We start from the raw sequence: 23,029 nt of genomic DNA, 5'->3' as shown, positions 1-23,029 counted from the left end.
ACCAGCTAACACCCTGTAGCGCCGAAGCGCAAGCGGGTGGCCGAGCACTGCAAATTTCTGCCCGCAGCCTGCTGACACTTCGCCCGTATTCGCCCTAGATTATTCGGCAGGCGGCGGCGTTTATTCAATCACGGAGTCATTTCAATGGATTATGTAAAACTCGGCAGGACCGGCCTCGAAGTGTCGAAAATCTGCCTCGGATGCATGACCTTCGGCGATCCCGGCCGCGGCAACCATGCCTGGACGCTCGGCGAAGAGGAAAGCCGCACGATCCTCAAGCAGGCGATCGATCTCGGCATCAACTTCCTCGACACCGCCAACACCTATTCTGATGGCTCTTCCGAAGAGATCGTCGGCAGGGCCATCAAGAGCTTTTCCAAGCGCGAAGACATCGTGCTCGCCACCAAGGTCTTCAACCGCATGCGCCCCGGCCCCAATGGCGCCGGCCTGTCGCGCAAGGCGATCTTCGACGAGATCGACAACAGCCTGCGCCGCCTCGGCACCGATTACGTCGACCTCTACCAGATCCATCGCTTCGACTATTCGACGCCGATCGAGGAAACGCTGGAGGCACTGCATGACGTCGTGAAATCGGGCAAGGCCCGCTATATCGGCGCCTCCTCGATGCATGCGTGGCAATTTGCCAAGATGGTCTATGCCTCGCGCCTCAACGGCTGGACCGAATTCGTCAGCATGCAGGATCACGTCAATCTGCTCTACCGCGAGGAAGAGCGCGAGATGCTGCCATTCTGCCAGGACCAGAAGATCGCCGTCATTCCCTGGAGCCCGCTTGCCCGCGGCCGCCTGACGCGCGACTGGGACGAGCAGACGGCCCGCACCGAAAGCGACGAATTCGGCAAGACGCTCTACCGTCAGGCCGAAGAATCCGACCGCAAGATCATCGACGCCGTTGGCCGTCTGGCGAAGGAGCATGGCGTGCCTCGTGCGCAGATCGCAACGGCCTGGATCCTGCAGAAGAGCGCAATCACGGCACCGATCATCGGCGCATCCCGGCCGGGTCATCTGAGCGATGCCGTCGCCGCGTTGGCGGTTAAACTGACGCCGGAGGAGATCGCAGCCCTCGAAGAACCCTACATTCCCCACCGCGTCGAAGGCTTCAAATAAGCAAACGGCCGGCGCCGTCTCAAACCTTGAGCGGCGCCGATTTCGGCGCCAACCTCTCACGCATCGACGAGAGGAATTGCGCCGCCAGTTCGCGGCTCTGGACGGCCCGCGCCAGGCTGACCGCCCCCATCATCGACGACAGCGTGGTAAAGCCGTTCTTGCGCCGTTCTTCTGGCGTGTCGCCGGGGACGACTTCAGCCAGGATTGCCGCAAGCTTCTCGAAGCCATCGTTGAAAATTTCGCGTACCGCGCCAGTGCTTCGCCCGACCTCGTCCATCAGCGAGACGAAGACGCAGCTGTTGCCGGGATCATCGACGGCCCGCCAGGAGACATAGTGCTCGATAAGCGCCTCCAGCGGCCGATCAGGAGACTGCGCGATCAGCTCCTTCCAGCGCACTTCAACCCGCGCGACCAGCGCCCGGCTGACCTCGATCTGCAATTCGTCCTTCGACTGAAAGTGGCCGTAGAAACCGCCATGCGTCAGCCCGCAGGCCTTCATGATGTCGGCAACACCAACGCCATCGAAGCCGTTCTCGCGAAACATCACACCCGCCGCCTGGATGATCTTCTCACGGTTTTCGGCAAATTTTTCGCGGCTGACACGCATCAAAACAATTCCTGAAATTGGTCGCTTGACAATTTATATGATGCCGATCATCAATACGCAACAAATATGATGATCATCATCTAAATCGGTGATGTATTGATCAGCTCCATAAATGGAACACGCCCCATGGTATCCACAGCGCTAGCCTCTACCCTCGCCCGGCGAAACATTCACTATGGATGGATCATCGTCGCCGCTACCTTCCTGACCATGCTGGTGACGGCAGGCGCCATGGGCGCACCCGGCGTTCTCATCAAGCCGTTACAGGATGAATTCGGCTGGGAGACCTCGCAGATTTCTTCTGCCCTGGCGATCCGCCTCATCCTCTTCGGCCTGATGGGTCCGTTCGCCGCCGCCTTCATGAATTACTTCGGCGTCCGCAAGGTCATCGTCTTTGCCCTCGGCCTGATCGGCGCAGGCTTTATCGGCTCGCTGTTCATGACCTCGCTCTGGCAACTTCTGGTGCTCTGGGGCATCGTCGTCGGTTTCGGCACCGGCCTGACGGCCATGGTCCTTGCCGCAACCGTCTCGGCCCGCTGGTTCACCAAGCATCGCGGCCTCGTCGTCGGCATGCTCTCGGCGAGCTCAGCCACCGGCCAGCTCGTCTTCCTGCCGCTGATGGCGGAACTGACCGAGCGCTTCGGCTGGCGCTCGACGGTCTTCTTTGTCTGCGCCATGATCATGGTCGCCGCCCTTGTCGTCCTTCTCTTCATGCGCGACCGCCCATCGGATCTGAACCTGCCATCGGTCGGCGAGGCACACGTGACGGCGGCGCCCGCCCGCGGCACGCTGATCGACGCTCTGAAGATGCCGCTTGTCGTCCTCAAGGAGATTTCGGGAACCTCGACCTTCTGGATCCTGTTTGCCACTTTCTTCATCTGCGGCCTCAGTACCAACGGCCTGATCCAGACGCATTTCGTCACGCTTTGCGGCGATTTCGGCATCCTCCCGGTCGCAGCCGCCAGCGTTCTGGCTGTCATGGGCATCTTCGACTTCTTCGGCACGATCGGTTCCGGCTGGCTCTCCGACCGTTTCGATAATCGTTGGCTGCTCTTCTGGTATTATGGCCTGCGCGGCCTCTCGCTGCTCTTCCTGCCCTTCAGCAACTTCACCTTCTATGGCCTGTCGATCTTCGCTGTCTTCTACGGTCTCGACTGGATCGCCACGGTGCCGCCGACCGTCAAGATAGCCGCCGATCGCTTCGGCAAGGAGAAGGTCGGCCTGGTCTTCGGCTGGGTCTTCGCGGGCCATCAGCTGGGCGCAGCAACCGCCGCCTACGGCGCCGGCCTGTCGCGCACCGAGCTTCAGAGCTATCTTCCGGCCTTCTTCATCGCCGGCGCCTTCTGCCTGCTCGCCTCGATCCTGGCGATCACACTGAAGAAGCCGGGCCTTGGCAGCGCCGGATCCGCCGTCGCCCACTAACGAAAATGGCTTCCGGCGCATTTGCGCCGGAAGCCATATCAAATCAGCCGGATAACCCCGCCCGCCGTCTTGCATGCGCGGGCAATCGCATGTTAGACACCCGCCCGTCGGTATCCGTTGCCCCATTGGCGGAATTGGTAGACGCGCTCGACTCAAAATCGAGTTTCGAAAGAAGTGCTGGTTCGACTCCGGCATGGGGCACCACCTCCCGGAAAAGCAGCCCTTAGAGCTGCGTCCCCTAGCGTGCCTGCGAAGCCTGCCGAACCGTCTGCGTCTACTTGTTCTTCAGCAGCCACATCTTGCCGGCCATGGTGATGCCGTAGACATCCTTGGCGGCGTCGGTGTCGAGGTTGCGGCGCTCGATGAGGCCGGATCCGCTCAGTTCTTCGATCGACTTGGGCGTCACGGACTTGATCTTCTGCGGACGCTCTTTCCACCGGTCGTTCTTTGCGTAGGTCACGGTGGCGTTCTCATGAGTCCACTTGTTCGTGGCCTGGGGATGAAGGTCGCCGTCCTTGGCAAGCTTCAGCGCAGAGATGAGGGCGGGGGTAAGTTCGATCATAATTGTAAAAGGCCTGTTTTAAGTTTCTGAGGGGCCCTTAGCACATATTTGGCGAACACCCTCAAAAAAGCGGCCGGATTCGTATTTTTTGCAAAATTACGCGGCAATTCGGTTACCACCGCCTCATAACAGGCCAGCGGCAAGGACCCTGCCGAATGCCGTTCCTAGTGGATCAGCTGTATCCGTATCTCTTCCTTCGCAGCGAAGGAGCGGCATTCATCGAGATCATCACCAACGAAGATGACATCACCGTCGGCGTCGAAGACGCCCCAGCAGGCCTCATCCTCGAGAAAGACCTCCCTGACATAGCCGAATTCGACAGTATCATCGCAGTAGTGGCTGGCGGCCGCCGCAACAGTTCCTAATTCTCGCATGGAATTCTCCAATGAGATGGCATCGACTGTTTTAGTGCGAGCTCATATTGAGCGCCGAAACTGGCTTCAGGCTGTTGCAACCTTGACGGAATGCTTGCGCGAGGTCTCATTCCAGATACTGCGCAGGCACATCTCCTGCCAAAATTCCTGCGAGCCGCCGTGCTACCGTTCAAATCAAGTGTTTAATTTTGCTTGCCCTTCGTTCAAAGTGGCGCCGCAACGAACGGCAAGGGGACGACGTGCATCAGGAAGCAGGCCTTATCGCAACAGTCGCCGTAAGCTTCGTCTTTGCGGCGGTGCTCGGCTATGTCGCCGACCGGCTGCGGCTGCCGCCGCTGGTCGGATATCTGATGGCCGGGATCCTGATGGGGCCATTCACGCCCGGCTTCGTCGCCGACACAGGACTGGCAAGCCAGCTTGCAGAAATGGGCGTCATCCTGCTGATGTTCGGCGTCGGCCTGCATTTTTCGGCGAGCGACCTTCTGGCCGTGCGCGGCGTGGCGGTTCCAGGCGCCATCATCCAGATCCTGCTTGCGACACTGCTTGGCGTGGCGCTCTGCACCTATTGGGGCTGGAGCCTGGGAGCCGGGATCGTTTTCGGCCTCAGCCTCTCGGTCGCCAGTACCGTCGTGCTTCTGAAAGCCCTGGAAGAGCGAAATCTCATCAACACGGCCAGCGGCCGCGTCGCGATCGGCTGGCTGATCGTCGAAGATCTGGCAATGGTGCTGGCGCTCGTCCTGCTTCCTGCGCTCGCCGAGTTGCTGGGCGGCCACGCGAGCGATGCAGTCGCTCATGGCGCGGGCCTGCCCCTGCCGCTGACGATCGCACTGACGTTGGTGAAAGTCGCCGCCTTCGCCATCATGGCCGTCGTGCTCGGCCCCAAGGTCGTACCCTGGCTTCTGACCCTCGTGGCCCGCACCGGCTCGCGAGAGCTCTTCACCCTGACGGTTCTGGCGATCGCGCTCGGCATCGCCTTCGGCTCGGCGGCGATCTTCGGCGTTTCCTTCGCGCTCGGCGCCTTCTTCGCCGGCGTCGTCATGAGCGAGTCCAACCTCAGCCACCGCGCCGCCGCGGATTCGCTGCCGCTGCAGAATGCCTTTTCGGTGCTGTTCTTCGTTTCGGTCGGCATGCTTTTCAATCCGTCGATCCTGCTGCAGGAGCCGATGGCGGTCTTCGGTGCGCTGGCGCTGATCATCATCGGCAAGGGGATCATTTCCTTCGGTATCGTCATGCTGTTGCGCTTCCCTGTCGGCATGGGCCTGACAGTGGCGGGCGGTCTGGCGCAGATCGGCGAATTCTCCTTCATCCTGGCAAGCCTCGGCGTCTCGCTCGGCCTCATGCCGAAGGAGGGCCAAGATCTCATCCTCGCAGCCGCCATTCTGTCGATCACGCTCAATCCGCTGGTCTGCCTCGCAGCCGAGGTCGCGCACAAGCGCGTCCACAGGAAGTGGCCGCATCTCTACGACGGCTATGGCCGCAAGCGCCTCGACGTGCTGGGACGCGAGCTCGAGAAGAACCGCCTGCTTGGCGAGGAACGCGAACGCGAACATCAGCTGGAAATGCAGAAGCTGGTCGAGACCTTCCCGATGTTTGCGGAGGTCGACGAGCATTCGCAGGAAGAGCTGCTGCTGCTCTTCCGGCCGAAATCGGCGCTCCCCGGCGAACGCGTGGTCCGCAAGGGCGATCGTGGCGACGGCATGTACTTTATCTCTTCGGGCGCTGTCGAGGTGCGCGTCAATGGCGGGCCGGTCCGGCTCGAGCCGGGCTCGTTCTTCGGCGAGATGGCGCTGCTCTCGGGCGGGCGCCGCACGGCCGATGTCATCGCCATCGATTTCTGCCAGTTCCTGGTTCTGGAACGCCGCGACTTCAACATGTTCACGGCACGCCACCCGGCTTTGAGGGCAGCGGTCAGCGATATGGCGCGCGAACGCACGGAAATGAACGTGATGCGCGCCAAACGCGCCGCCCATCCCGAACCGCGCGAGCCTTCGGCCGAAACCTGAAACACGGTCATCCGCCGCCGGATCACGAAAAATTTCACCGCCGGCGCCACTATCATTGCCACAGTGAGCATTTACAGCGCCTGACCCGCCGCCTAATGCTCTTGCACCGCAGCACGAAAGGAATGGAATGCTCCGCAGACTTTACGACTGGACCATGTCTCTCGCCGCCCGCAAGTCGGCCGAAGTCTGGCTCGCCGTTATCGCCTTCGTCGAAAGCTCCGTCTTTCTCGTTCCGGCCGATGTCCTTTATCTTCCGATGGCGCTTGCCAAGCCGGAACGCGCCTATCGCTACGCGTTGGTGGCAACGGTCGCCTCAGTCCTCGGCGGCATCGCCGGCTGGGCGCTCGGCTATTACGCCTATGATGCGCTCGCCCGTCCTGTCCTGGAATTCTACGGCAAGCTCGAAGCCTTCGAGCAGCTCAGGGTCTATATCCATGACGAGTGGGAAATCCTGCTGCTGCTTCTGGTGACATCGGGTCTGGCGCACCTGCCGCCGATCAAGATCGTCACCATTCTCGCCGGCGTCATCCACATGAACCTCGGCTTCTTCGTCATCTCGGCGATCGTCGCCCGCGGCGCCCGCTTCTTCTTCCTCGCCTGGCTGCTTCGCCGATACGGCGAGCCGATCCGGCACTTCATCGAGAAGCGTCTCGGCCAGCTCGCCGCCATCGCGGCTGTGGTGCTGATCGCCCTCGGCGTTGCCTACAAGCTCATTGCCCACTGAAACTCCGCGGAGCCCCGCCATGACTGCCATTGCCCCATCCGTCAGCCGTCCGGTCTTCATCTATTCGCTGGTCCTCGCCGTCGCCATGGCGGTCGTGGTCGGCACTGCGCTCGGCTTCCAGTATATCGGCGGCTACATCCCCTGCGCGCTCTGCCTGATGCAGCGCCAGCCCTATTATTACGCCATTCCGATCGCGCTCCTTGGCGCGGTCGGTTCGCTCTTCGGCCTCCCGAACTGGATGTCGCGTGCGCTCCTCCTTGCAGCCGGCGCCCTGATGGTCGTCGGCGCCGGCATGGGCGTATATCACTCGGGCGTCGAATGGCACTTCTGGGCCGGCCCCACGACCTGCTCGACGACGGCAGGCAGCATGACGCAGAATGCCGGCGATCTGCTGACCGAACTCAACACCATCAAGGGACCATCCTGCACGGACGCGGCTTTGCGCGTGCTCGGCCTGTCCTTTGCGGGCTGGAACGTGATTGCAAGCCTCGTGCTCGCGGCCTTTGCCTTTATCGGCGTCCGCAAGTCGGCCTGACAAAGGCGTCTGCCGTTACGGCTGCAGTTCGGTATCCCAGTAGAGATAATCGAGCCAGCTGTCGTGCAGATAGTTCGGCGGGAAAAGGCGGCCGTTATTGTGCAGATCCTGCACCGTCGGCTGGTACGGCTTCTGATGCGGAAACATGCCTGCCTGCTTCGGTAGCTTGCTGCCCTTCCTGAGATTGCAGGGAGAGCAGGCCGCCACGACATTCTCCCAGGTCGTCTCGCCGCCATGGGCGCGCGGGATGACATGGTCGAAGGTCAGGTCGTTGTGATCGCCGCAATACTGGCATTCGAACTTGTCCCGAAGGAACACGTTGAAGCGCGTGAATGCGGGATTGCGCGATGGCTGAACATAGGTCTTGAGGCAAACGACGCTGGGTAGCCGCATCGAAAAGCTCGGCGAAGAAACCGAGTGTTCGTACTCTGCGATGATATTCACACGGTCAAGGAAGACCGCCTTGATCGCGTCCTGCCAGGACCAGAGCGACAAGGGATAATAACTCAAAGGCCTGTAGTCAGCGTTCAGAACGAGCGCCGGCAGGGCCTGGGGGGAGACTGCAATCGTCAAGGGACTCTCCTGATCGATTCGGCATCTGCATCCTTATATTAGGCCGGTTGTGACAGCCTTGTGAAGTCCAATAAATTCAGTCAATAACGGCAATTCGATGAGTGTTGCCGATCAGGCGACCGGCACCAGCCCGCGGCCGAGTTTTTGCGCATAATACGCCCAGAAAAGCCTTGCGGCCACGGATCTCCACGGTGCCCAGACTTCCGCCATTGCCGCCAGCGCCTTGGCCTGCGGCCGTTCGGCGAGACCGAATGCCGCGGCGACCGCATTCTGCAGCGCAACGTCGCCGGATGGAAAAATATCGGCATGGCCGCAGCAGAACATCAGATAGACCTCTGCCGTCCAGGGACCGACGCCCTTCAGCGCCGTCAACGCATGCAGCGCCTCGTCTGGTGGCAGCACCGAAAGTGCGGTCAGATCAAGATGTCCGGCTGCGACCGCGGTCGCGATCCCTGACAGCGTCGAGGCCTTGGCACGGGAGAGCCCGAACTCCTGCCACGCCTCCTCATGCAGCATCACGTAGCTCTCGGCCGTCAGCTTGCCATCGGCAGGCAGCATTCGCCGCCAGATCGCTTCGGCACTTGCGCGTGAGACCATCTGCGAGACGATGATATGGGCAAGTCCGGCAAAACCCGGCTCGCGCAGCCGCAAGGGCAGCGGCCCCGCATCGGCGGCGACGGCTGAAAGACGCGGATCGAGCCGCAGCAATTCAGCCAGCCCCTGCTCCACATCGCCCTCGTTTCGAATGATCTGCACGTCGCCTCGCGGTGGTTTCGAATCCGTGGCAGAAGAAAGCATGACCACGACTCAGCGTCAAAAACCCGTCTTCCGTTTTGCCCCCAGCCCCAACGGGCCGCTGCATCTTGGCCATGCGCTGTCTGCGTTGATCAATCAGGACATGGCCGGGAAAGCTGATGGCCGGTTGCTGCTGCGCATCGAAGACATCGACCTGACGCGCTGCACACCCGATTTCGAAACCGGCATCTACCACGACATGGAATGGCTGGGCATTTCATGGGAGAGGCCGGCGCGCTGCCAATCGGAGCATTTCGGCGAGTATCAGGCAGCGCTCCAGCAGCTGATCGGCCGCGGCCTCGTCTATCCGTCCTTCATGACCCGCGGCGAAGTGAAAACAAAGGTCGCATCCCATGAGGCAGCAGGCGTGCCATGGCCGCGCGATCCGGATGGTTCACCGCTCTATCCCGCTGACGACCGCGAATTGAGCGCGGTGGAGCGAGCGGACAGGCTGAGCGCAGGCCTCAAGCATGCATGGCGGCTAGACATGCGCCGCGCGCTGGAGGCTGCCGGTTCAAACCTGAGCTGGACCGACACCGGAGACGGCGAACGCGGCATCGTTGAAGCCGACCCGGCCGCCTGGGGCGATGTCATCCTCTCCCGCTCCGATGCGCCATCCAGCTACCATCTTTCCGTCGCTCTCGACGACGCGCTCCAGGGCGTCACCCATGTTGTGCGCGGGCTCGATCTTTTCCATGCGACGTCGGTCCACCGGCTGCTGCAGGTTCTGCTCGGCCTGCCAGAGCCCGCCTATCACCACCACCGCCTCGTGACGGACCCATCGGGCCGCAAGCTCTCGAAAAGCGAGGGCGATACCGGGCTTGCCGAACTACGGGCAAAGGGTCTTTCAGCCGCCGATATCCGGCAGCTTGTCGGCCTCTGAGCGCTTGTGGCCATTGCCGCTGAGAAAATTGCGCTTGAAGATCGCCCGAACCCGAAATTTCAGCAGCGCCGCGTTCAGTTCAGCGCCGATAATGAAGATCACCCCCACCATATAAAGGAAGATCAGCACCACCATCACCGAGGCGAGACCGGCATAGGTCGCGGTGTAATTGGCGAAGGTTGCCAGATAATAGGCGAAGATCAGCGCGCCAGCGAGCCAGAGAAGCAGCGTCAGCAACACGCCCGGTATGACGTCGAACACCTTGCGGCGCCCGGACGGAAGCCAGAGATGCACGACCAGCAAGCCGAGCGTCAGCATCACCAGCGTGCCGTAGATACGCCAGCTGAAGACCACCTCCAACGTATCGACGATAAGTGGCAGCCACTGGCGAACGGTCGGCGGTATCCACTCGAAAGCATCGTTGTGGAGCAGCCATTCGCGGGCATAGTCGAGGCCAACGGGCACCGCCACAAGCAGGATGCTGATGGCCGCAAAGATGATGACGGCGACGAGGACATATCCAAGACTGGCAAGGCGCGTGAAATACCACGGCCGCGTCTCCTGCACGCGATAGGCGCGGTTAAGTGAGATGCGCAGCGCCTCCACGCCATTCGAGGCGAAGTAGGCGGCAGCGAGAACCGAAATGGTGAGCAGCCCGCCGCGCGGCACAGTCAGGACCTGCACCACCTGATCGGCCAGCGGCTTGGCGATCGCTTCCGGCCAGGTATCGAAGATGATGTGGATCGCCGTCATCGAAAACTGATCGGCGCCGAGGAAGTTCGCAAGCGCCGTGCCAAAGATCAGGAACGGAAAGACGGCAAGCAGGGTGGAAAGCGCCACATGGCTCGCCATGGCGAAGCCGTCGTCCTCAATGAGATGGCAGATCGCGTCATAGACCACCTCATAGAGCATACGCAGTATCTTCGGCATTCCATCTCCGGCGCTGGCGATTGTAACCTCGGTGCGAATATGGGAAACGAGTCCCAGTTTGTACAGGAATCAATGAATGGCAGAGCCGCGCACCATCATCGTTACCGGATGTTCATCCGGGATCGGTGCCTATTGCGCACGCGCTCTCAAGGCTGACGGCTGGCGTGTCTTCGCCACTGTACGCAAGCAGGAAGATCTCGGATCGCTTGAGGCGGACGGCATAGAAGCCTTCCGCATGGATTATGCCCATACCGATTCCATCGCCGATTTCATGCGTGAGATCGAAGCCGTCTCCGGTGGCCGCATCGACGCCCTCTTCAACAATGGCGCTTATGGCCAGCCGGGCGCCGTCGAGGATCTGACGACGGATGTGCTGCGCGAACAGTTCGAGAGCAACTTTTTCGGCTGGCATGAACTGACACGCCGCGTGCTGCCACTGATGCGCAAGCAAGGCAGCGGCCGCATCGTCCAGTGCTCCTCGATCCTCGGCGTCGTACCTTACCGCTACCGCGGCGCCTACACCGCATCGAAATTCGCCCTCGAAGGGCTGAGTGTCACGCTGCGCATGGAGCTGCAAGGCAGCGGTATCCATGTCAGCCTGATCGAGCCCGGCCCTATCGCCTCGCGCTTCACGGCCAATGCACTCTCCAAGATCAACGAGCACATCGATATCCGCGGCTCCGTGCATGCGGCAGATTATCGCCGACAGCTGGCGCGGCTTGACGGCACCGGCCCGGTCAGCCGACATAAACTTCAACCGGATGCGGTCTATGCGGTTCTGAAGGACGCATTGAACTCGAAAAATCCGAAGCCACATTATCCTGTAACGGTTCCGGCAAAGCAGGGCATGATGCTGAAGAGACTGCTGCCTGCAGATCTCTTCTATCGCCTGATGCGCTGGACCGACTGACCAAGAAAGCCGAATGCCATGTCCACGGCCACTTACATTCTCGCCATCATCGTCATGGGCCTCGTCGCGCTGGTGCTGATCCGCGGCCTCTTCAACATGATGAAGGGCGGCGATTCCAACCTGTCGAACAAGCTGATGCAGCTGCGCGTGCTGCTGCAGGCGATCGCCGTCATCCTGATCATGCTGACACTGTGGCTGACCGGCGGCGGCCGCCCGACCTGACGCATTGAGAACTGGGGGAACGAGTGGTCAAGCTCAACAAGATCTACACCAAGACCGGCGATGACGGCACGACCGCGCTGGTCTCCGGCCTCCGGCGGCAGAAGCACGATCTGCGTATCGAAGCCTATGGCACGATCGACGAGACGAATTCCGCGATCGGCGTCGTCAGACTCCACACCGGCGATCACCCAGAGCTCGACCGGATGCTGATGCTCATCCAGAACGACCTCTTCGATCTCGGCGCCGATCTTGCGACCCCCGACACCGGCAAGCCGCTCGATTATGAGCCGCTGCGCATTGTCGCCGCCCAGGTGACCCGTCTGGAAGCTGATATCGACAGGCTGAACGCCGATTTAGAACCTTTGAAATCCTTTGTACTGCCGGCCGGCTCGCCGGCTGCCGCGCATCTGCATCTGGCGCGCACCATCTCGCGGCGCGCCGAGCGGCTGATGGTGGCGCTGTCGCGAACCGAAGGCGAGACGGTCGGCCAGGAGGCGCTGAAATACGTCAACCGCCTCTCCGATTTCCTCTTCGTTGCCGCCCGTCATGCGAATGACCATGGCCGCGCGGATGTGCTTTGGGTTCCCGGAAAAAACAGATAGGTTCCCGGCAACGAAGATCGCCCGGGGGCAGGCTTTCATGTTCATTCCACTGCACGACGCCAATACGCTGAAACATATCAAGGTGCAGTGGGTAACGCTGGCCCTGATCGCCGCGAATGTCGCGATCTGGCTGTTCACCGGCTTTGCCTCTCCTGATATCGCCAAGGCCGCAACCGTCGGCCTCGGATATATCCCGGCCGTCGCTTTCGATCACGCTATCCTGCCGCCTGAGCTGGAACTGATCCCCGAGCCGCTGACCTATATCAGCTATGCCTTCCTGCATGGCAGTTTTTGGCATCTGGCGGGAAACATGATCTTCCTTTGGGTCTTCGGCGACAATGTCGAAGATGCCATGGGGCATCTGCGCTTTCTCATCTTCTATCTGGCCTGTGCCGCATTCGGCGCGCTCTGCCACGGCCTGCTCGCAACTGAATCCCAAGCGCCGCTGATCGGTGCGTCAGGTGCCATATCGGGCATCGTGGCGGCCTATCTCGTGCTGCACCCGCGCGTCAAAGTCTGGGTTCTGGTGTTCTTCCGTGTGCCCTTGCCGCTTCCGGCTTTCATTCCTTTGCTGCTCTGGGTCGGCCAGCAGTTCTTCATGCTGGTCATCAGTACGGATGGCGACGTCTCCTGGGGTGCGCATGTCGGCGGTATCCTCGCAGGCGCCATCCTCGTCCTGCTCCTGAAGCGCCGCGATGTGCCCCTCTTCGACCGGGAGATCGTCACGCCGCGCGCAGTGCGCAGCACGCCTGCCATCCGCCGCACCATCGCAGCCGAAGACAGCCACTCCTGACAGCGTACGCGCAATATTGACGTAAACGTAATATATTTCCGGTCTCCAATTTGTCTGTCTGCGACTGGCCAGCGTTGTATTTGGAGGAAAAACGCGTATCCATGTCGCCATTCGACAATCGGAGCAGCGCCGAAACGCGCATTTTCCTGGCGAAAGAGTTTGAAGGAAGGACCCCATGAAGATTCTCGTTCCTGTGAAGCGGGTGGTTGATTACAACGTGAAGATCCGCGTCAAGCCTGACGGCACGGGTGTTGAGCTCGCCAACGTCAAGATGTCGATGAACCCGTTCGACGAGATCTCGGTGGAAGAGGCGCTGCGGCTGAAGGAAGCCGGCAAGGCCGAGGAAGTGGTCGTGGTCTCGATCGGTCCGGCCAAGGCCGAAGAGACGCTACGCACCGCTCTCGCCATGGGTGCCGACCGCGCCATTCTCGTCGAGACCGATGATGCCGTCGAGCCGCTCACCGTTGCCAAGATCCTGAAGGGCGTCGCCGATGCCGAACAGCCGGGTCTCGTGATCGTCGGCAAGCAGGCGATCGATGACGATAGCAACCAGACTGGCCAGATGCTGGCAGCCCTGCTCGGCACGGCCCAGGCGACCTTCGCCTCGAAGATCGAGATCGGCGACGGCAAGGCGACCGTGACCCGCGAAGTCGACGGCGGCCTGCAGACGATCGACGTCAAGCTTCCGGCTGTCGTGACCACGGATCTCCGCCTCAACGAGCCGCGCTATGCGTCGCTGCCGAACATCATGAAGGCAAAGAAGAAGCCGCTCGACAAGAAGAGCCCGGCTGATTTCGGCGTCTCCACCGAGCCGCGCCTCAAGGTGCTGAAGACCGAAGAGCCCTCCGGCCGCAAGGCTGGCGTCAAGGTCAAGTCGGTCGCCGAGCTCGTCGAGAAGCTCAAGACCGAAGCCGGCGTCCTCTAAGGTTCGAGAAAGGAATATATCCATGGCCATTCTTCTTCTGGCTGACCACGACAATGCCACCCTTTCCGACCAGACCGGCAAGGCACTGACGGCTGCTTCCAAGATCGGCGGCGACGTTCATGTGCTGGTAGCCGGCAAGGGCGCCAAGGCGGCTGCCGATGCGGCTGCCAAACTGTCAGGCGTTTCCAAGGTTCTGCTCGCCGAAAGCGACGAACTCGCCCATAATCTGGCCGAGCCGCTCTCCGATCTGATCGTCTCGCTCGCTGGCAGCTACGACACGATCATCGCGGCTGCGACCTCGACCGGCAAAAACGTCCTGCCGCGTGTTGCCGCCCTGCTCGATGTCGCGCAGATTTCGGAAATCATCGAAGTCGTCTCCGCCGACACCTTCAAGCGGCCGATCTATGCCGGCAATGCCATCCAGACGGTGCAGTCTGTTGACGCCAAGAAGGTGATCACGGTGCGTACCGCATCCTTCGCCTCGGCCGCTGACGGCGGTTCGGCATCCGTCGAGACGGTCTCGGCAGCCTCCGGCGCTGGTCTCTCGACGTTCGTCAAGGATGCACTGTCCTCCTCCGACCGTCCGGAACTCACCTCCGCCAAGATCATCATCTCCGGCGGCCGTGCGCTTGGCTCTGCCGAGAAGTTTCAGGAGGTCATCCTGCCGGTTGCCGATAAGCTCGGTGCGGCCGTCGGCGCCTCGCGCGCTGCCGTCGATGCCGGTTACGCTCCGAACGACTGGCAGGTCGGGCAGACGGGCAAGGTCGTCGCCCCGCAGCTCTACATCGCCTGCGGCATCTCCGGCGCCATCCAGCATCTGGCCGGCATGAAGGACTCGAAGGTCATCGTCGCCATCAACAAGGACGAGGAGGCACCGATCTTCCAGGTCGCCGACTACGGCCTCGTCGCTGATCTCTTCGAAGCCCTGCCCGAATTGCAGAAAGCTCTTTGAGCGGGCACATGCCAGCTTTTCGCACTTGCGAATGACTGGAAAATTATCTCTTATGGGACTACTACTGCTGCCGGGCGATCATTTTGCCCGGCAATTTCATTAAAAAATACGGCTGCGCTCGCGGGGGCGACTGCCGCGGGGGTTTGGATATGAGCGCGTTGAAGACGATCGGTATTGTCGGTGCGGGCCAGATGGGTTGCGGCATCGCGCACGTTTCGGCCGCTGCAGGCTACAAGGTCCATATCTATGACCTCAGCCAGGACCGCATCGAGTCCGGCCTGGCCACCATCAACGGCAATCTCGCAAAGCAGGTGACCAACGGCAAGATGACCGAGGAAGAGCGCAAGACAGCCCTCTCGCTCATCACCGGCTCCGCCAATCTCAACGATCTGGCCCCATCCGATCTCGTCATCGAGGCCGCGACCGAAGAAGAAGCCGTCAAGCGCAAGATCTACGCCCAGGTCTGTCCGGTCCTGAAGCCGGAAGCGCTTCTTGCCACCAACACTTCGTCGCTTTCCATCACCCGCCTTGCATCGGCCACCGACCGCCCCGAACATTTCATGGGCATTCACTTCATGAACCCGGTGCCGGTGATGAAGCTCGTCGAACTGGTGCGCGGCATCGCGACCGACGAGAAGACCTTCTCGACCGCCAAGGCATTCGTAGCCTCGCTGGAAAAGACCGTCACGGTCGCCGAGGACTTCCCGGCTTTCATCGTCAACCGCATCCTGCTGCCGATGATCAACGAGGCGATCTACACGCTCTATGAAGGCGTCGGCACCGTCGACGCTATCGACACCGCCATGAAGCTCGGCGCCAACCACCCGATGGGCCCGCTGCAGCTCGCCGATTTCATCGGCCTCGACACCTGCCTTTCGATCATGCAGGTCCTGCATGACGGTCTCGCGGATTCGAAATACCGCCCCTGCCCGCTGCTGGTGAAATATGTCGAAGCAGGTTGGCTCGGCCGCAAGTCTGGCCGCGGCTTCTACGATTACCGCGGCGAAGTGCCGGTCCCGACCCGCTAAGCGGCGTCAGAGGCCGATCGCCCCCCTGATCAGCGCCTTCGCATCCTGGCTGTCCCATGCAGCCGGGCCGTTCATCGCCGAGACCAGGCATCCCTTGTCATCGATCAGCAGCGTAACCGGCAGGCCGAAGGCAAGGCCTTCCTTTTTCAGGCTATTGAACACGCCGATCGTATTGTCGCGGTAGAGTTTCAGGGAATCGACGCCGGTCTCGCTGAGGAAGGCCTTCGGCTTCTCGTCGTCTCCGGTGTCGATGTTGACGGCGACCACCTGGAACTTGTCGCTGCCCATCTCCTTCTCGAGCGCATTCAGCGCCGGCATTTCCTCGCGGCAGGGCACGCACCACGTCGCCCAGAGATTGAGAAGCACGGTCTTTCCGGCAAAATTGTCGAGCGTGACAGGCTTATTGCCGGCATCGTTGAAGGCGACCGATGTCAGTTTGCGCGGCTCGTTGGCAGCGACCATTGCCGCAACCTGCCCCTTGGCAAGCGGCGTAATCTTTTGCGCCAGATCCTTTGCCGCGGCGCATTGGCCGGACGCGGTTTCGCCGCCGCCATTGCCAGACCCCGTCTCCTTAATGTAAACCGCTGCCGCACCGGCAATTATGCCTGCGACGGCGGCTATCGAGATCAATTTCAGGGATGGCAGCCCAAGCGGCTTTCTTGTCGTCATTTCATTCTCCAGGACATGCATCTTTCAAGGCAGGCAGCTTCGATGGCCGACGGCAACACGGACACCAAATCCTCCAACCAGATGTGGGGCGGACGCTTCGCTTCCGGCCCCGATGCGATCATGGAGGAGATAAATGCCTCGATCGGTTTCGACAAGAAGCTATTCGCTCAGGATATCCGCGGATCGATCGCCCACGCGACGATGCTTGCCCATCAGGGCATCATATCAGCCGACGATAAGGACAAGATCGTTCACGGGCTAAACACGATCCTGTCAGAAATCGAAAGCGGCAATTTCGAATTCTCGCGCCAGCTCGAAGACATTCACATGAATGTCGAAGCCCGTCTCGCAACGCTGATCGGCCCGGCTGCCGGACGACTGCACACCGCCCGCTCGCGCAACGACCAGGTGGCGCTCGACTTCCGCCTCTGGGTGAAGGAAGAGCTGCAGAAGACCGAGGCGATGCTGACCAGCCTGATCGCAGCGTTCCTCGACCGCGCCGAAGAGCATGCCGACAGCGTCATGCCAGGCTTCACCCATTTGCAGACCGCCCAGCCCGTCACCTTCGGTCACCACTGCATGGCCTATGTCGAAATGTTCGGCCGCGACCGCTCGCGCGTGCGCCATGCCATCGAGCATCTCGACGAGAGCCCGATCGGCGCCGCGGCACTGGCAGGCACCGGCTACCCGATCGACCGTCACATGACGGCCAAGGCGCTCGGCTTCCGTGAGCCGACCCGCAATTCGATCGACACCGTCTCCGACCGCGACTTCGCCATCGAATTCCTGTCGATCGCCGCGATCGCCGGCATGCATTTGTCGCGCCTCGCCGAAGAAATCGTCATCTGGTCGACGCCGCAATTCGGCTTCGTGCGCCTCTCCGACGCCTTCTCCACCGGCTCCTCGATCATGCCGCAGAAGAAGAACCCGGATGCTGCCGAGCTGGTACGTGCCAAGACCGGCCGCATCAACGGCTCCCTGGTTGCCCTGCTGACCATCATGAAGGGCCTGCCGCTCGCCTATTCCAAGGATATGCAGGAAGACAAGGAACAGGTCTTCGACGCCGCCGAAAGCCTGGAACTGGCGATCGCCGCCATGACCGGCATGGTCCGTGACATGACCATCAACACCGCGCGCATGAAAGCGGCCGCCGGCTCCGGCTACTCGACCGCGACCGATCTTGCCGACTGGCTGGTGCGCGAAGCGGGCCTTCCTTTCCGTGATGCCCATCATGTGACCGGCCGTGCCGTGGCGCTGGCGGAAAGCAAGGGCTGCGATCTCGCCGAGCTGCCGCTCGCCGATCTGCAGGCGATCAATTCTGCGATCACCGACGCAGTCTACGGCGTTTTGACGGTCGAAGCCTCGGTCGCCAGCCGCAAGAGCTTCGGCGGCACCGCCCCGTCGGAAGTGCGCAAGCAGATCGCCTACTGGCGCGGCCGCAACTGAGTTCGGACCGCCAATAACAGCGCAACAATCAGGGTGCACAAGCTGGATAAACTTCGCTATGAAGATGTCCACCAGTGCCGCTCCAAGAGGATACCCATGCAGACCAGCTTGCCGCACCTCATCCGCCTGACGGTCGTTCTTGCCGTCGTCGGCCTTGCCGTTGCCGGATGTGGACGCAAAGGCGATCTCGATCCGCCGAGTGCGCAGGCAACGAAGGGCGGCGATTCCTCCAAGCCGACGAAACAGCCGGGCGTTGCCGACAAGCCTTTCCTTCTCGATCCCCTGCTCTGATAGGCTGAAGCCGTGAACCACTTCGAGTATCGCGACGGCATTCTTTACGCCGAGAACGTTCCTGTTCCCGAAATTGCCAAGGCCGTTGGCACCCCCTTCTATTGCTATTCCACCGCAACGCTGGAGCGCCATTACCGCGTCTTCGCCGAAGCCTTCAGCGATGTCGACTCCATGGTCTGCTATGCCATGAAGGCGAACTCGAACCAAGCAGTCCTCAAGACCCTCGGCAAGCTCGGCGCCGGTATCGACGTCGTCTCCGAGGGGGAACTGCGCCGCGCATTGGCCGCCGGTATCCCGGCATCCCGCATCATGTTCTCCGGCGTCGGCAAGACGCCGCATGAGATGGATTTCGCGCTCGAAGCCGGCATCTACTGCTTCAATGTCGAGTCCGAACCCGAGCTCGAGATCCTCAACAGCCGCGCCGTCAAGGCCGGCAAGAAGGCGCCGGTTTCCTTCCGCATCAACCCCGATGTCGATGCGAAGACGCATTCGAAGATCTCGACCGGCAAGAAGGAAAACAAGTTCGGCATCTCCTGGGAGCGTGCCCGCGCCGTCTATGCGCGCGCTGCGACACTTCCCGGCATCGAGGTGACCGGCATCGACATGCATATCGGCAGCCAGATCACCGAGCTGCAGCCCTTCGACGATGCCTTCAAGCTGCTGCACGATCTGGTCGCCACGCTACGCGCCGACGGCCACGACATCCACCATGTCGATATCGGCGGCGGTCTCGGCATTCCCTACAAGGACGACAACAACCCGCCGCCACTGCCCGACGCCTATGCGGCGATCGTCAAGAACCAGCTACGCAGCCTGAACTGCAAGATCGTCACCGAGCCCGGCCGCCTCATCGTCGGCAATGCCGGTATCCTGGTGACCGAAGTGATCTACGTGAAGGACGGCGGCGAGAAGACCTTCGTCATCGTCGATGGCGCGATGAACGATCTCATCCGCCCGACGCTCTACGAAGCCTACCACGAGATCAAGCCCGTGGTGATCTCCGCCGCCAACGCGCCGCGCATCAAGGCTGATATCGTCGGCCCGGTCTGCGAGACCGGCGACTATCTGGCGCTCGACCGCGAGATGGCAATGCCTAAGCCGGGCGATCTCTTCGCCGTCATGTCGGGTGGCGCCTACGGCGCGGTGCAGGCGGGCACCTACAACAGCCGCCTGCTGGTTCCGGAAGTGCTGGTCAAGGGCTCCGATTTCCACGTCATCCGGCCGCGCCGGACCTACGAGGAATTGATCGGCCTTGATTCCGTCCCGGCCTGGCTCGACTGACGAACCATCACTTTTTGGCGACCGGCCGTGAAAAACCGGCATTAACCGCCGGTCGCCCTCGCCTTCGCCACAAAGAGTGTTATCCTTTCCTCATGCGAGCGAATTGCTGAGCAATCGCCGGAAGCGCCCACTGTTACTCTAACACGCCATGGCGGAGACCGGATTGAAGAAGAGCCCGAGCAGGCAGGGACATGGTGCATTTGCCATCAGGCCATCTCTTGCGAGGCTGGTTGCGGTAAAGCGTCTTTTCGCGCGTGTCGTCCTTCTCTCCGAGCAAGCATTGCCGCCGCTGGTGCCCGTTCTCTCGGTCATCGCGCTTTATCTTGCTACCTCCTGGTTTGGCCTCTTCCGCAGCGTCCCTGATATCCTGCGCATCCTGCTGCTGATCGCGTTTGCGGCGGCCTTCGTTGCATCACTCATCCCGTTCCGCCGTCTGCACTGGCCAAGCAACGCCGAGGCCGACCGGCTGCTCGAAGAGCGCAACGGCCTGCCGCATCAGCCTGTCACCGTGCAGGAAGACGAACCCGCCTTCGACACGCCCTTTGCCCGCGCGCTCTGGCGCGAACACCAGACGCGCATGGCCGAGAAGATCGCCGCGCTCGACGCCGGTTATCCGCGCCCGGATATCGCCCGGCACGACCGCTTCGCCCTGCGCGCCATTCCGGCGCTGCTTGTCGTCATGGGTTTTGGCTATTCGCTGTCCACCAATGGCGGCTCGATCGCCGACGCCTTTCAGCCTCCCGTCGAGCAGGGCGAGACAAATCCCGCCGTCCGCATCGATGCCTGGGTCACGCCTCCCTCCTATACCGGCCGCGCCCCCGTCTATCTGACGGCGACAGGCACGGAGCAGGCGCCGATCAACGTTCCGCAATTCTCCAGCCTGACCGTGCGCGTCAGTGGCGGCCAAGTGGACGAGAAGGTCGTCTTCAAAAAGGAGAACGGCGAGGCCAGGGAGATTGCCGCCGAAAAGCAGGCAGGTCAGCAGCCGGCAGGCGTTCCAGATCAGGCGGCGCAGCCGCAGCAGACGGCGGCCGGTGAAACGCCGGTGCCCACGGCACAGACGCATCTGATGAAGCTTGAGGAAAACGGTGCGCTGCAGGTCAACGGCCGCAGCTGGAGCTTCAATGTCATTCCCGACAAGGCGCCAGAGATCGCTTTCGACGGGCTGCCGAAAGCGAGCGTGAATGGTGCTCTCGAGATCAAGTTCACGGCCAAGGATGATTACGGCGTCCAGGAAGCCCATGCGGAAATTCTACCCGTCGAATCCGATCCGGCTGCCAAGCCTCTCTACCCGCTTCCCGATTTCCGCCTCGATATCCCGCGCCGCAACGCCCGCGATGCCAAAGGCGTCAGCAGCAAGAACCTGACCGAGCATCCGCTGGCCGGCAAGCGCGTCCGCGTGACACTGGTTGCCAAGGATGCGGCAGGCCAGATCGGCCGCAGCCCGCCGCACGAAATGGTGCTCCCTGCGCGGCCGTTCAACGAACCTCTTGCCGCAGCCGTTGCCGAGGAACGCCAGGTCTTTGCGCTCGACACCCGCAAGATGCCCGATGCGATCGCGCTCAACGAAGCGCTGACGATCCGCCCGGAAGAGACGATCCCGAAACTCACCAACTACCTGCTGATCGAATCGGCGCTGGCGCGCATGAAGCTTGCCAAGACAGACGAGCAGCTGAAGGACACCGCCGATTATCTCTGGGACATCGCGCTTGGCATCGAGGACGGCGATCTCTCGCAGGCCGAGCGCAATCTGCGCAACGCCCAGCAGAATCTCGCCGATGCGCTGCAGCGCAATGCGCCGGATGCTGAAGTCAAGAAGCTGATGGACGAGCTTCGCAAGGCGATGAACGAATACATGAAGGAGCTCGCCCAGCGCATGCAGAATGCGCCGATGCAGCCCAATCAGAATGCCCAGATGTTGCGGCAGCAGGATCTGGAGCGGATGATGGACCAGATCGAAAACCTCGCCCGCTCCGGCAACCGCGATGCCGCACAGCAGATGCTGTCGGAACTGCAGCGGATGATGAATAACCTGCAGGCCGGACGCCCGCAGCAGGGCCAGCAGCAGCAGGGCGACAATAGCCAGATGCGCCAGCAGATGGACAAGCTTGGCCAGATCCTGCGCGACCAGCAGAAGCTGATGGAGCAGACCTTCAAGCTCGACCAGCAGCTGCGCGACCGCATGCAGCGCGGCGACCCCGATATGGGCATGAACGACCCGCTGCTTGACAATATGATGCCCGGCCAGGACGGCGAACAGCAAGATCAGGGCCAGCAGCAGCAACAGCAGGGCCAGAACGGCCAGCAGGGCGACCAGCAGTCCAACGAGATGACCGAACAGCAGCTCCGCGATGCGCTGAAGAAGCTGCGCGAACAGCAGGATGCGCTCGGCAAGCAACTCGGCGAACTGCAGAAGGGTCTGGGCGACATGGGCATGAAGCCCGGCCCGGGCTTCGGCCAGGCCCAGCGCGAGATGGAAGGCGCCGGACGCGAACTCGGCCAGGGCCGTGGCGATACCGCCGTGCAAGGCCAGGGCCGCGCGCTGGAAGCACTGCGCCAGGGCGCCCGTGACATGATGAACCAGATGATGCAGGCGCAACAGGGCCAGCAGGGTCAGCAAGGCCCGAACGGCCAGGTCGGCCAGGGCGATCAGAACGGCCGCGACCCGCTTGGCCGCCCGCGGCGCGCCGATGGGCCTGACTTTGGTGATACCGTGAAGGTGCCCGACGAGATCGACGTCCAGCGCGCCCGCGAGATTCTCGATGCCATCCGGGAGAAGCTCGGCAACAACCCGCCGCAAGAGATGGAGCGGCGCTATCTGGAGCGTCTGCTGGATATTCAGTGACGAAGTGCTGAAATCCTTCGCCTTTTCGCGTGAGCTTCGTAATGTCGATCTTGACGGTTGACGAACGACAGCGATTCGATGACAATTCTCTTCAAGACTGCAATCAGCGAAAACTCGGCTTTCGAGATGATAGAAAAGGCGCTCTCCGGCGCTTACCAGTATGACGGCTATCTGAATGTCGTCAGCGATGCCGGCGAAACGGCGCTGTCCTGGGGACCGGCCATGCATGCCGAGGAGTTCAAGGCCGAGGTCAGCGAGATCCTGAGAAAGACCTGGGACGCCGCCCGCTTCTGGATCATCTACGAGCGCCGCGACGATCGCCGCGATCCCGAAGCCACGGAAATCCGCAACGCCGCCTTCCGCATCACCCGCGGCTATAGCGGCGTCGTGGTCATCACGCTAAGCCTGCTCGGGAAGCGTGACAGTGACAACGATATCGAACTGGTATTCGTCTGCTTCGAGCAGGACTTTCACAGGCGGAATTTCCGGGTGCGCTACGAAGGCAAGTTCGTCCCGGATGAATGAGGCTGCC

At 61.6% G+C, this 23,029-nt stretch carries 25 protein-coding genes and 1 tRNA gene; 19 read left to right on the top strand and 7 right to left on the bottom strand.

What is annotated here, in order from left to right; all coding sequences use genetic code 11:
• The first annotated feature begins 144 nt into the window (after positions 1-144).
• Positions 145-1,125 carry an aldo/keto reductase gene (locus AC1DNK_RS12615; protein ID WP_477941364.1) on the top strand — a complete coding sequence of 327 codons (981 nt, stop codon included), beginning with the start codon at positions 145-147 and terminating at the stop codon, positions 1,123-1,125.
• Between the two features lie 19 nt (positions 1,126-1,144).
• On the opposite strand, the gene AC1DNK_RS12610 is transcribed toward AC1DNK_RS12615, so the two are convergent.
• Positions 1,145-1,732 (bottom strand): TetR/AcrR family transcriptional regulator, encoded by a 588-nt coding sequence (locus AC1DNK_RS12610; RefSeq protein WP_477941363.1) that lies wholly within the window; start codon positions 1,730-1,732, stop codon positions 1,145-1,147.
• A 126-nt stretch (positions 1,733-1,858) separates the two neighbouring features.
• On the opposite strand from AC1DNK_RS12610, the gene AC1DNK_RS12605 reads away from it, so the two are divergent.
• Together AC1DNK_RS12605 and AC1DNK_RS12600 are read left to right on the top strand one after the other, a co-directional pair.
• A complete protein-coding gene (locus AC1DNK_RS12605) occupies positions 1,859-3,154 on the top strand; it encodes an MFS transporter (RefSeq protein ID WP_112517680.1) in 1,296 nt (431 codons plus the stop codon).
• A gap of 119 nt (positions 3,155-3,273) precedes the next feature.
• Positions 3,274-3,358, top strand: a tRNA-Leu gene (locus tag AC1DNK_RS12600).
• A 70-nt stretch (positions 3,359-3,428) separates the two neighbouring features.
• On the opposite strand, the gene AC1DNK_RS12595 is transcribed toward AC1DNK_RS12600, so the two are convergent.
• Positions 3,429-3,716 carry a hypothetical protein gene (locus AC1DNK_RS12595; protein WP_112386109.1) on the bottom strand — a complete coding sequence of 96 codons (288 nt, stop codon included), beginning with the start codon at positions 3,714-3,716 and terminating at the stop codon, positions 3,429-3,431.
• 164 nt (positions 3,717-3,880) lie between these two features.
• Complete coding sequence (locus AC1DNK_RS12590; RefSeq protein WP_112386110.1) at positions 3,881-4,090, bottom strand: hypothetical protein; 210 nt, start codon at positions 4,088-4,090, stop codon at positions 3,881-3,883.
• 239 nt (positions 4,091-4,329) lie between these two features.
• Between AC1DNK_RS12590 and AC1DNK_RS12585 the strand changes: the two genes are divergently transcribed.
• The 3 genes from AC1DNK_RS12585 (at position 4,330) to AC1DNK_RS12575 (ending at position 7,352) form a co-directional block, all read left to right on the top strand.
• Positions 4,330-6,093, top strand: a complete 1,764-nt coding sequence (locus tag AC1DNK_RS12585; protein WP_477941362.1) for a cation:proton antiporter domain-containing protein — start codon at positions 4,330-4,332, stop codon at positions 6,091-6,093.
• A 127-nt stretch (positions 6,094-6,220) separates the two neighbouring features.
• Positions 6,221-6,817 carry a YqaA family protein gene (locus AC1DNK_RS12580; protein ID WP_477941360.1) on the top strand — a complete coding sequence of 199 codons (597 nt, stop codon included), beginning with the start codon at positions 6,221-6,223 and terminating at the stop codon, positions 6,815-6,817.
• Positions 6,818-6,836: 19 nt separating this feature from the next.
• Entirely contained in the window at positions 6,837-7,352 is a 516-nt protein-coding gene (locus tag AC1DNK_RS12575; RefSeq protein WP_112386113.1) for a disulfide bond formation protein B, read from the top strand.
• A gap of 15 nt (positions 7,353-7,367) precedes the next feature.
• On the opposite strand, the gene AC1DNK_RS12570 is transcribed toward AC1DNK_RS12575, so the two are convergent.
• Together AC1DNK_RS12570 and AC1DNK_RS12565 are read right to left on the bottom strand one after the other, a co-directional pair.
• Positions 7,368-7,925 carry an HNH endonuclease gene (locus AC1DNK_RS12570; protein WP_477941359.1) on the bottom strand — a complete coding sequence of 186 codons (558 nt, stop codon included), beginning with the start codon at positions 7,923-7,925 and terminating at the stop codon, positions 7,368-7,370.
• 111 nt (positions 7,926-8,036) lie between these two features.
• Positions 8,037-8,723, bottom strand: coding sequence for a DNA-3-methyladenine glycosylase family protein (locus AC1DNK_RS12565; RefSeq protein WP_477941358.1), 687 nt, complete (start codon positions 8,721-8,723; stop codon positions 8,037-8,039).
• On the opposite strand from AC1DNK_RS12565, the gene gluQRS reads away from it, so the two are divergent.
• Positions 8,722-9,603: a tRNA glutamyl-Q(34) synthetase GluQRS gene (gene gluQRS / locus AC1DNK_RS12560; protein WP_477941357.1), complete on the top strand. Its 882-nt coding sequence runs from the start codon at positions 8,722-8,724 to the stop codon at positions 9,601-9,603. The genes AC1DNK_RS12565 and gluQRS overlap by 2 nt on opposite strands.
• Here gluQRS and AC1DNK_RS12555 read toward each other — a convergent pair.
• On the bottom strand, positions 9,568-10,533 hold the full coding sequence (locus tag AC1DNK_RS12555; RefSeq protein WP_477941356.1) for a YihY/virulence factor BrkB family protein: 966 nt from the start codon (positions 10,531-10,533) through the stop codon (positions 9,568-9,570). The two genes, gluQRS and AC1DNK_RS12555, sit on opposite strands and share 36 nt — an antisense overlap.
• Before the next feature lie 76 nt (positions 10,534-10,609).
• Between AC1DNK_RS12555 and AC1DNK_RS12550 the strand changes: the two genes are divergently transcribed.
• The 7 genes from AC1DNK_RS12550 (at position 10,610) to AC1DNK_RS12520 (ending at position 15,965) form a co-directional block, all read left to right on the top strand.
• Positions 10,610-11,443 carry an SDR family oxidoreductase gene (locus AC1DNK_RS12550; RefSeq protein ID WP_477941355.1) on the top strand — a complete coding sequence of 278 codons (834 nt, stop codon included), beginning with the start codon at positions 10,610-10,612 and terminating at the stop codon, positions 11,441-11,443.
• A gap of 18 nt (positions 11,444-11,461) precedes the next feature.
• Positions 11,462-11,665 (top strand): twin transmembrane helix small protein, encoded by a 204-nt coding sequence (locus AC1DNK_RS12545; protein ID WP_112386119.1) that lies wholly within the window; start codon positions 11,462-11,464, stop codon positions 11,663-11,665.
• A gap of 23 nt (positions 11,666-11,688) precedes the next feature.
• A complete protein-coding gene (locus AC1DNK_RS12540) occupies positions 11,689-12,267 on the top strand; it encodes a cob(I)yrinic acid a,c-diamide adenosyltransferase (protein WP_477941354.1) in 579 nt (192 codons plus the stop codon).
• Between the two features lie 37 nt (positions 12,268-12,304).
• On the top strand, positions 12,305-13,060 hold the full coding sequence (locus AC1DNK_RS12535; protein ID WP_477941353.1) for a rhomboid family intramembrane serine protease: 756 nt from the start codon (positions 12,305-12,307) through the stop codon (positions 13,058-13,060).
• A 175-nt stretch (positions 13,061-13,235) separates the two neighbouring features.
• On the top strand, positions 13,236-13,985 hold the full coding sequence (locus AC1DNK_RS12530) for an electron transfer flavoprotein subunit beta/FixA family protein (RefSeq protein WP_112386122.1): 750 nt from the start codon (positions 13,236-13,238) through the stop codon (positions 13,983-13,985).
• 22 nt (positions 13,986-14,007) lie between these two features.
• Positions 14,008-14,937, top strand: a complete 930-nt coding sequence (locus tag AC1DNK_RS12525) for an electron transfer flavoprotein subunit alpha/FixB family protein (protein ID WP_477941352.1) — start codon at positions 14,008-14,010, stop codon at positions 14,935-14,937.
• A 149-nt stretch (positions 14,938-15,086) separates the two neighbouring features.
• Positions 15,087-15,965: a 3-hydroxybutyryl-CoA dehydrogenase gene (locus tag AC1DNK_RS12520; RefSeq protein ID WP_112386124.1), complete on the top strand. Its 879-nt coding sequence runs from the start codon at positions 15,087-15,089 to the stop codon at positions 15,963-15,965.
• 6 nt (positions 15,966-15,971) lie between these two features.
• Here AC1DNK_RS12520 and tlpA read toward each other — a convergent pair whose 3' ends face one another.
• Positions 15,972-16,634: a thiol:disulfide interchange protein TlpA gene (gene tlpA / locus AC1DNK_RS12515; RefSeq protein WP_477941350.1), complete on the bottom strand. Its 663-nt coding sequence runs from the start codon at positions 16,632-16,634 to the stop codon at positions 15,972-15,974.
• A gap of 42 nt (positions 16,635-16,676) precedes the next feature.
• Here tlpA and argH point away from each other — a divergent pair, with 42 nt between their 5' ends.
• From argH to AC1DNK_RS12490, 5 genes are all read left to right on the top strand, one after another.
• Complete coding sequence (gene argH / locus AC1DNK_RS12510; protein WP_477941348.1) at positions 16,677-18,080, top strand: argininosuccinate lyase; 1,404 nt, start codon at positions 16,677-16,679, stop codon at positions 18,078-18,080.
• A 96-nt stretch (positions 18,081-18,176) separates the two neighbouring features.
• The gene (gene lptM / locus AC1DNK_RS12505; protein ID WP_112386127.1) at positions 18,177-18,371 is read left to right on the top strand and encodes an LPS translocon maturation chaperone LptM; all 195 of its coding nucleotides are present in this window, start codon (positions 18,177-18,179) and stop codon (positions 18,369-18,371) included.
• 12 nt (positions 18,372-18,383) lie between these two features.
• Positions 18,384-19,652, top strand: a complete 1,269-nt coding sequence (lysA, locus tag AC1DNK_RS12500) for a diaminopimelate decarboxylase (RefSeq protein ID WP_112539035.1) — start codon at positions 18,384-18,386, stop codon at positions 19,650-19,652.
• A gap of 163 nt (positions 19,653-19,815) precedes the next feature.
• Positions 19,816-22,497, top strand: a complete 2,682-nt coding sequence (locus tag AC1DNK_RS12495) for a TIGR02302 family protein (RefSeq protein ID WP_477941347.1) — start codon at positions 19,816-19,818, stop codon at positions 22,495-22,497.
• Between the two features lie 78 nt (positions 22,498-22,575).
• Positions 22,576-23,022 (top strand): hypothetical protein, encoded by a 447-nt coding sequence (locus AC1DNK_RS12490; RefSeq protein WP_477941346.1) that lies wholly within the window; start codon positions 22,576-22,578, stop codon positions 23,020-23,022.
• The last annotated feature ends 7 nt before the right edge of the window (positions 23,023-23,029 follow it).

The sequence above is a fragment of the Rhizobium sp. 01N424 genome (genome assembly GCF_056399485.1).
Note: the sequence above shows the minus strand (reverse complement) of the source record. Positions and strands in the feature narration are given on the sequence as shown.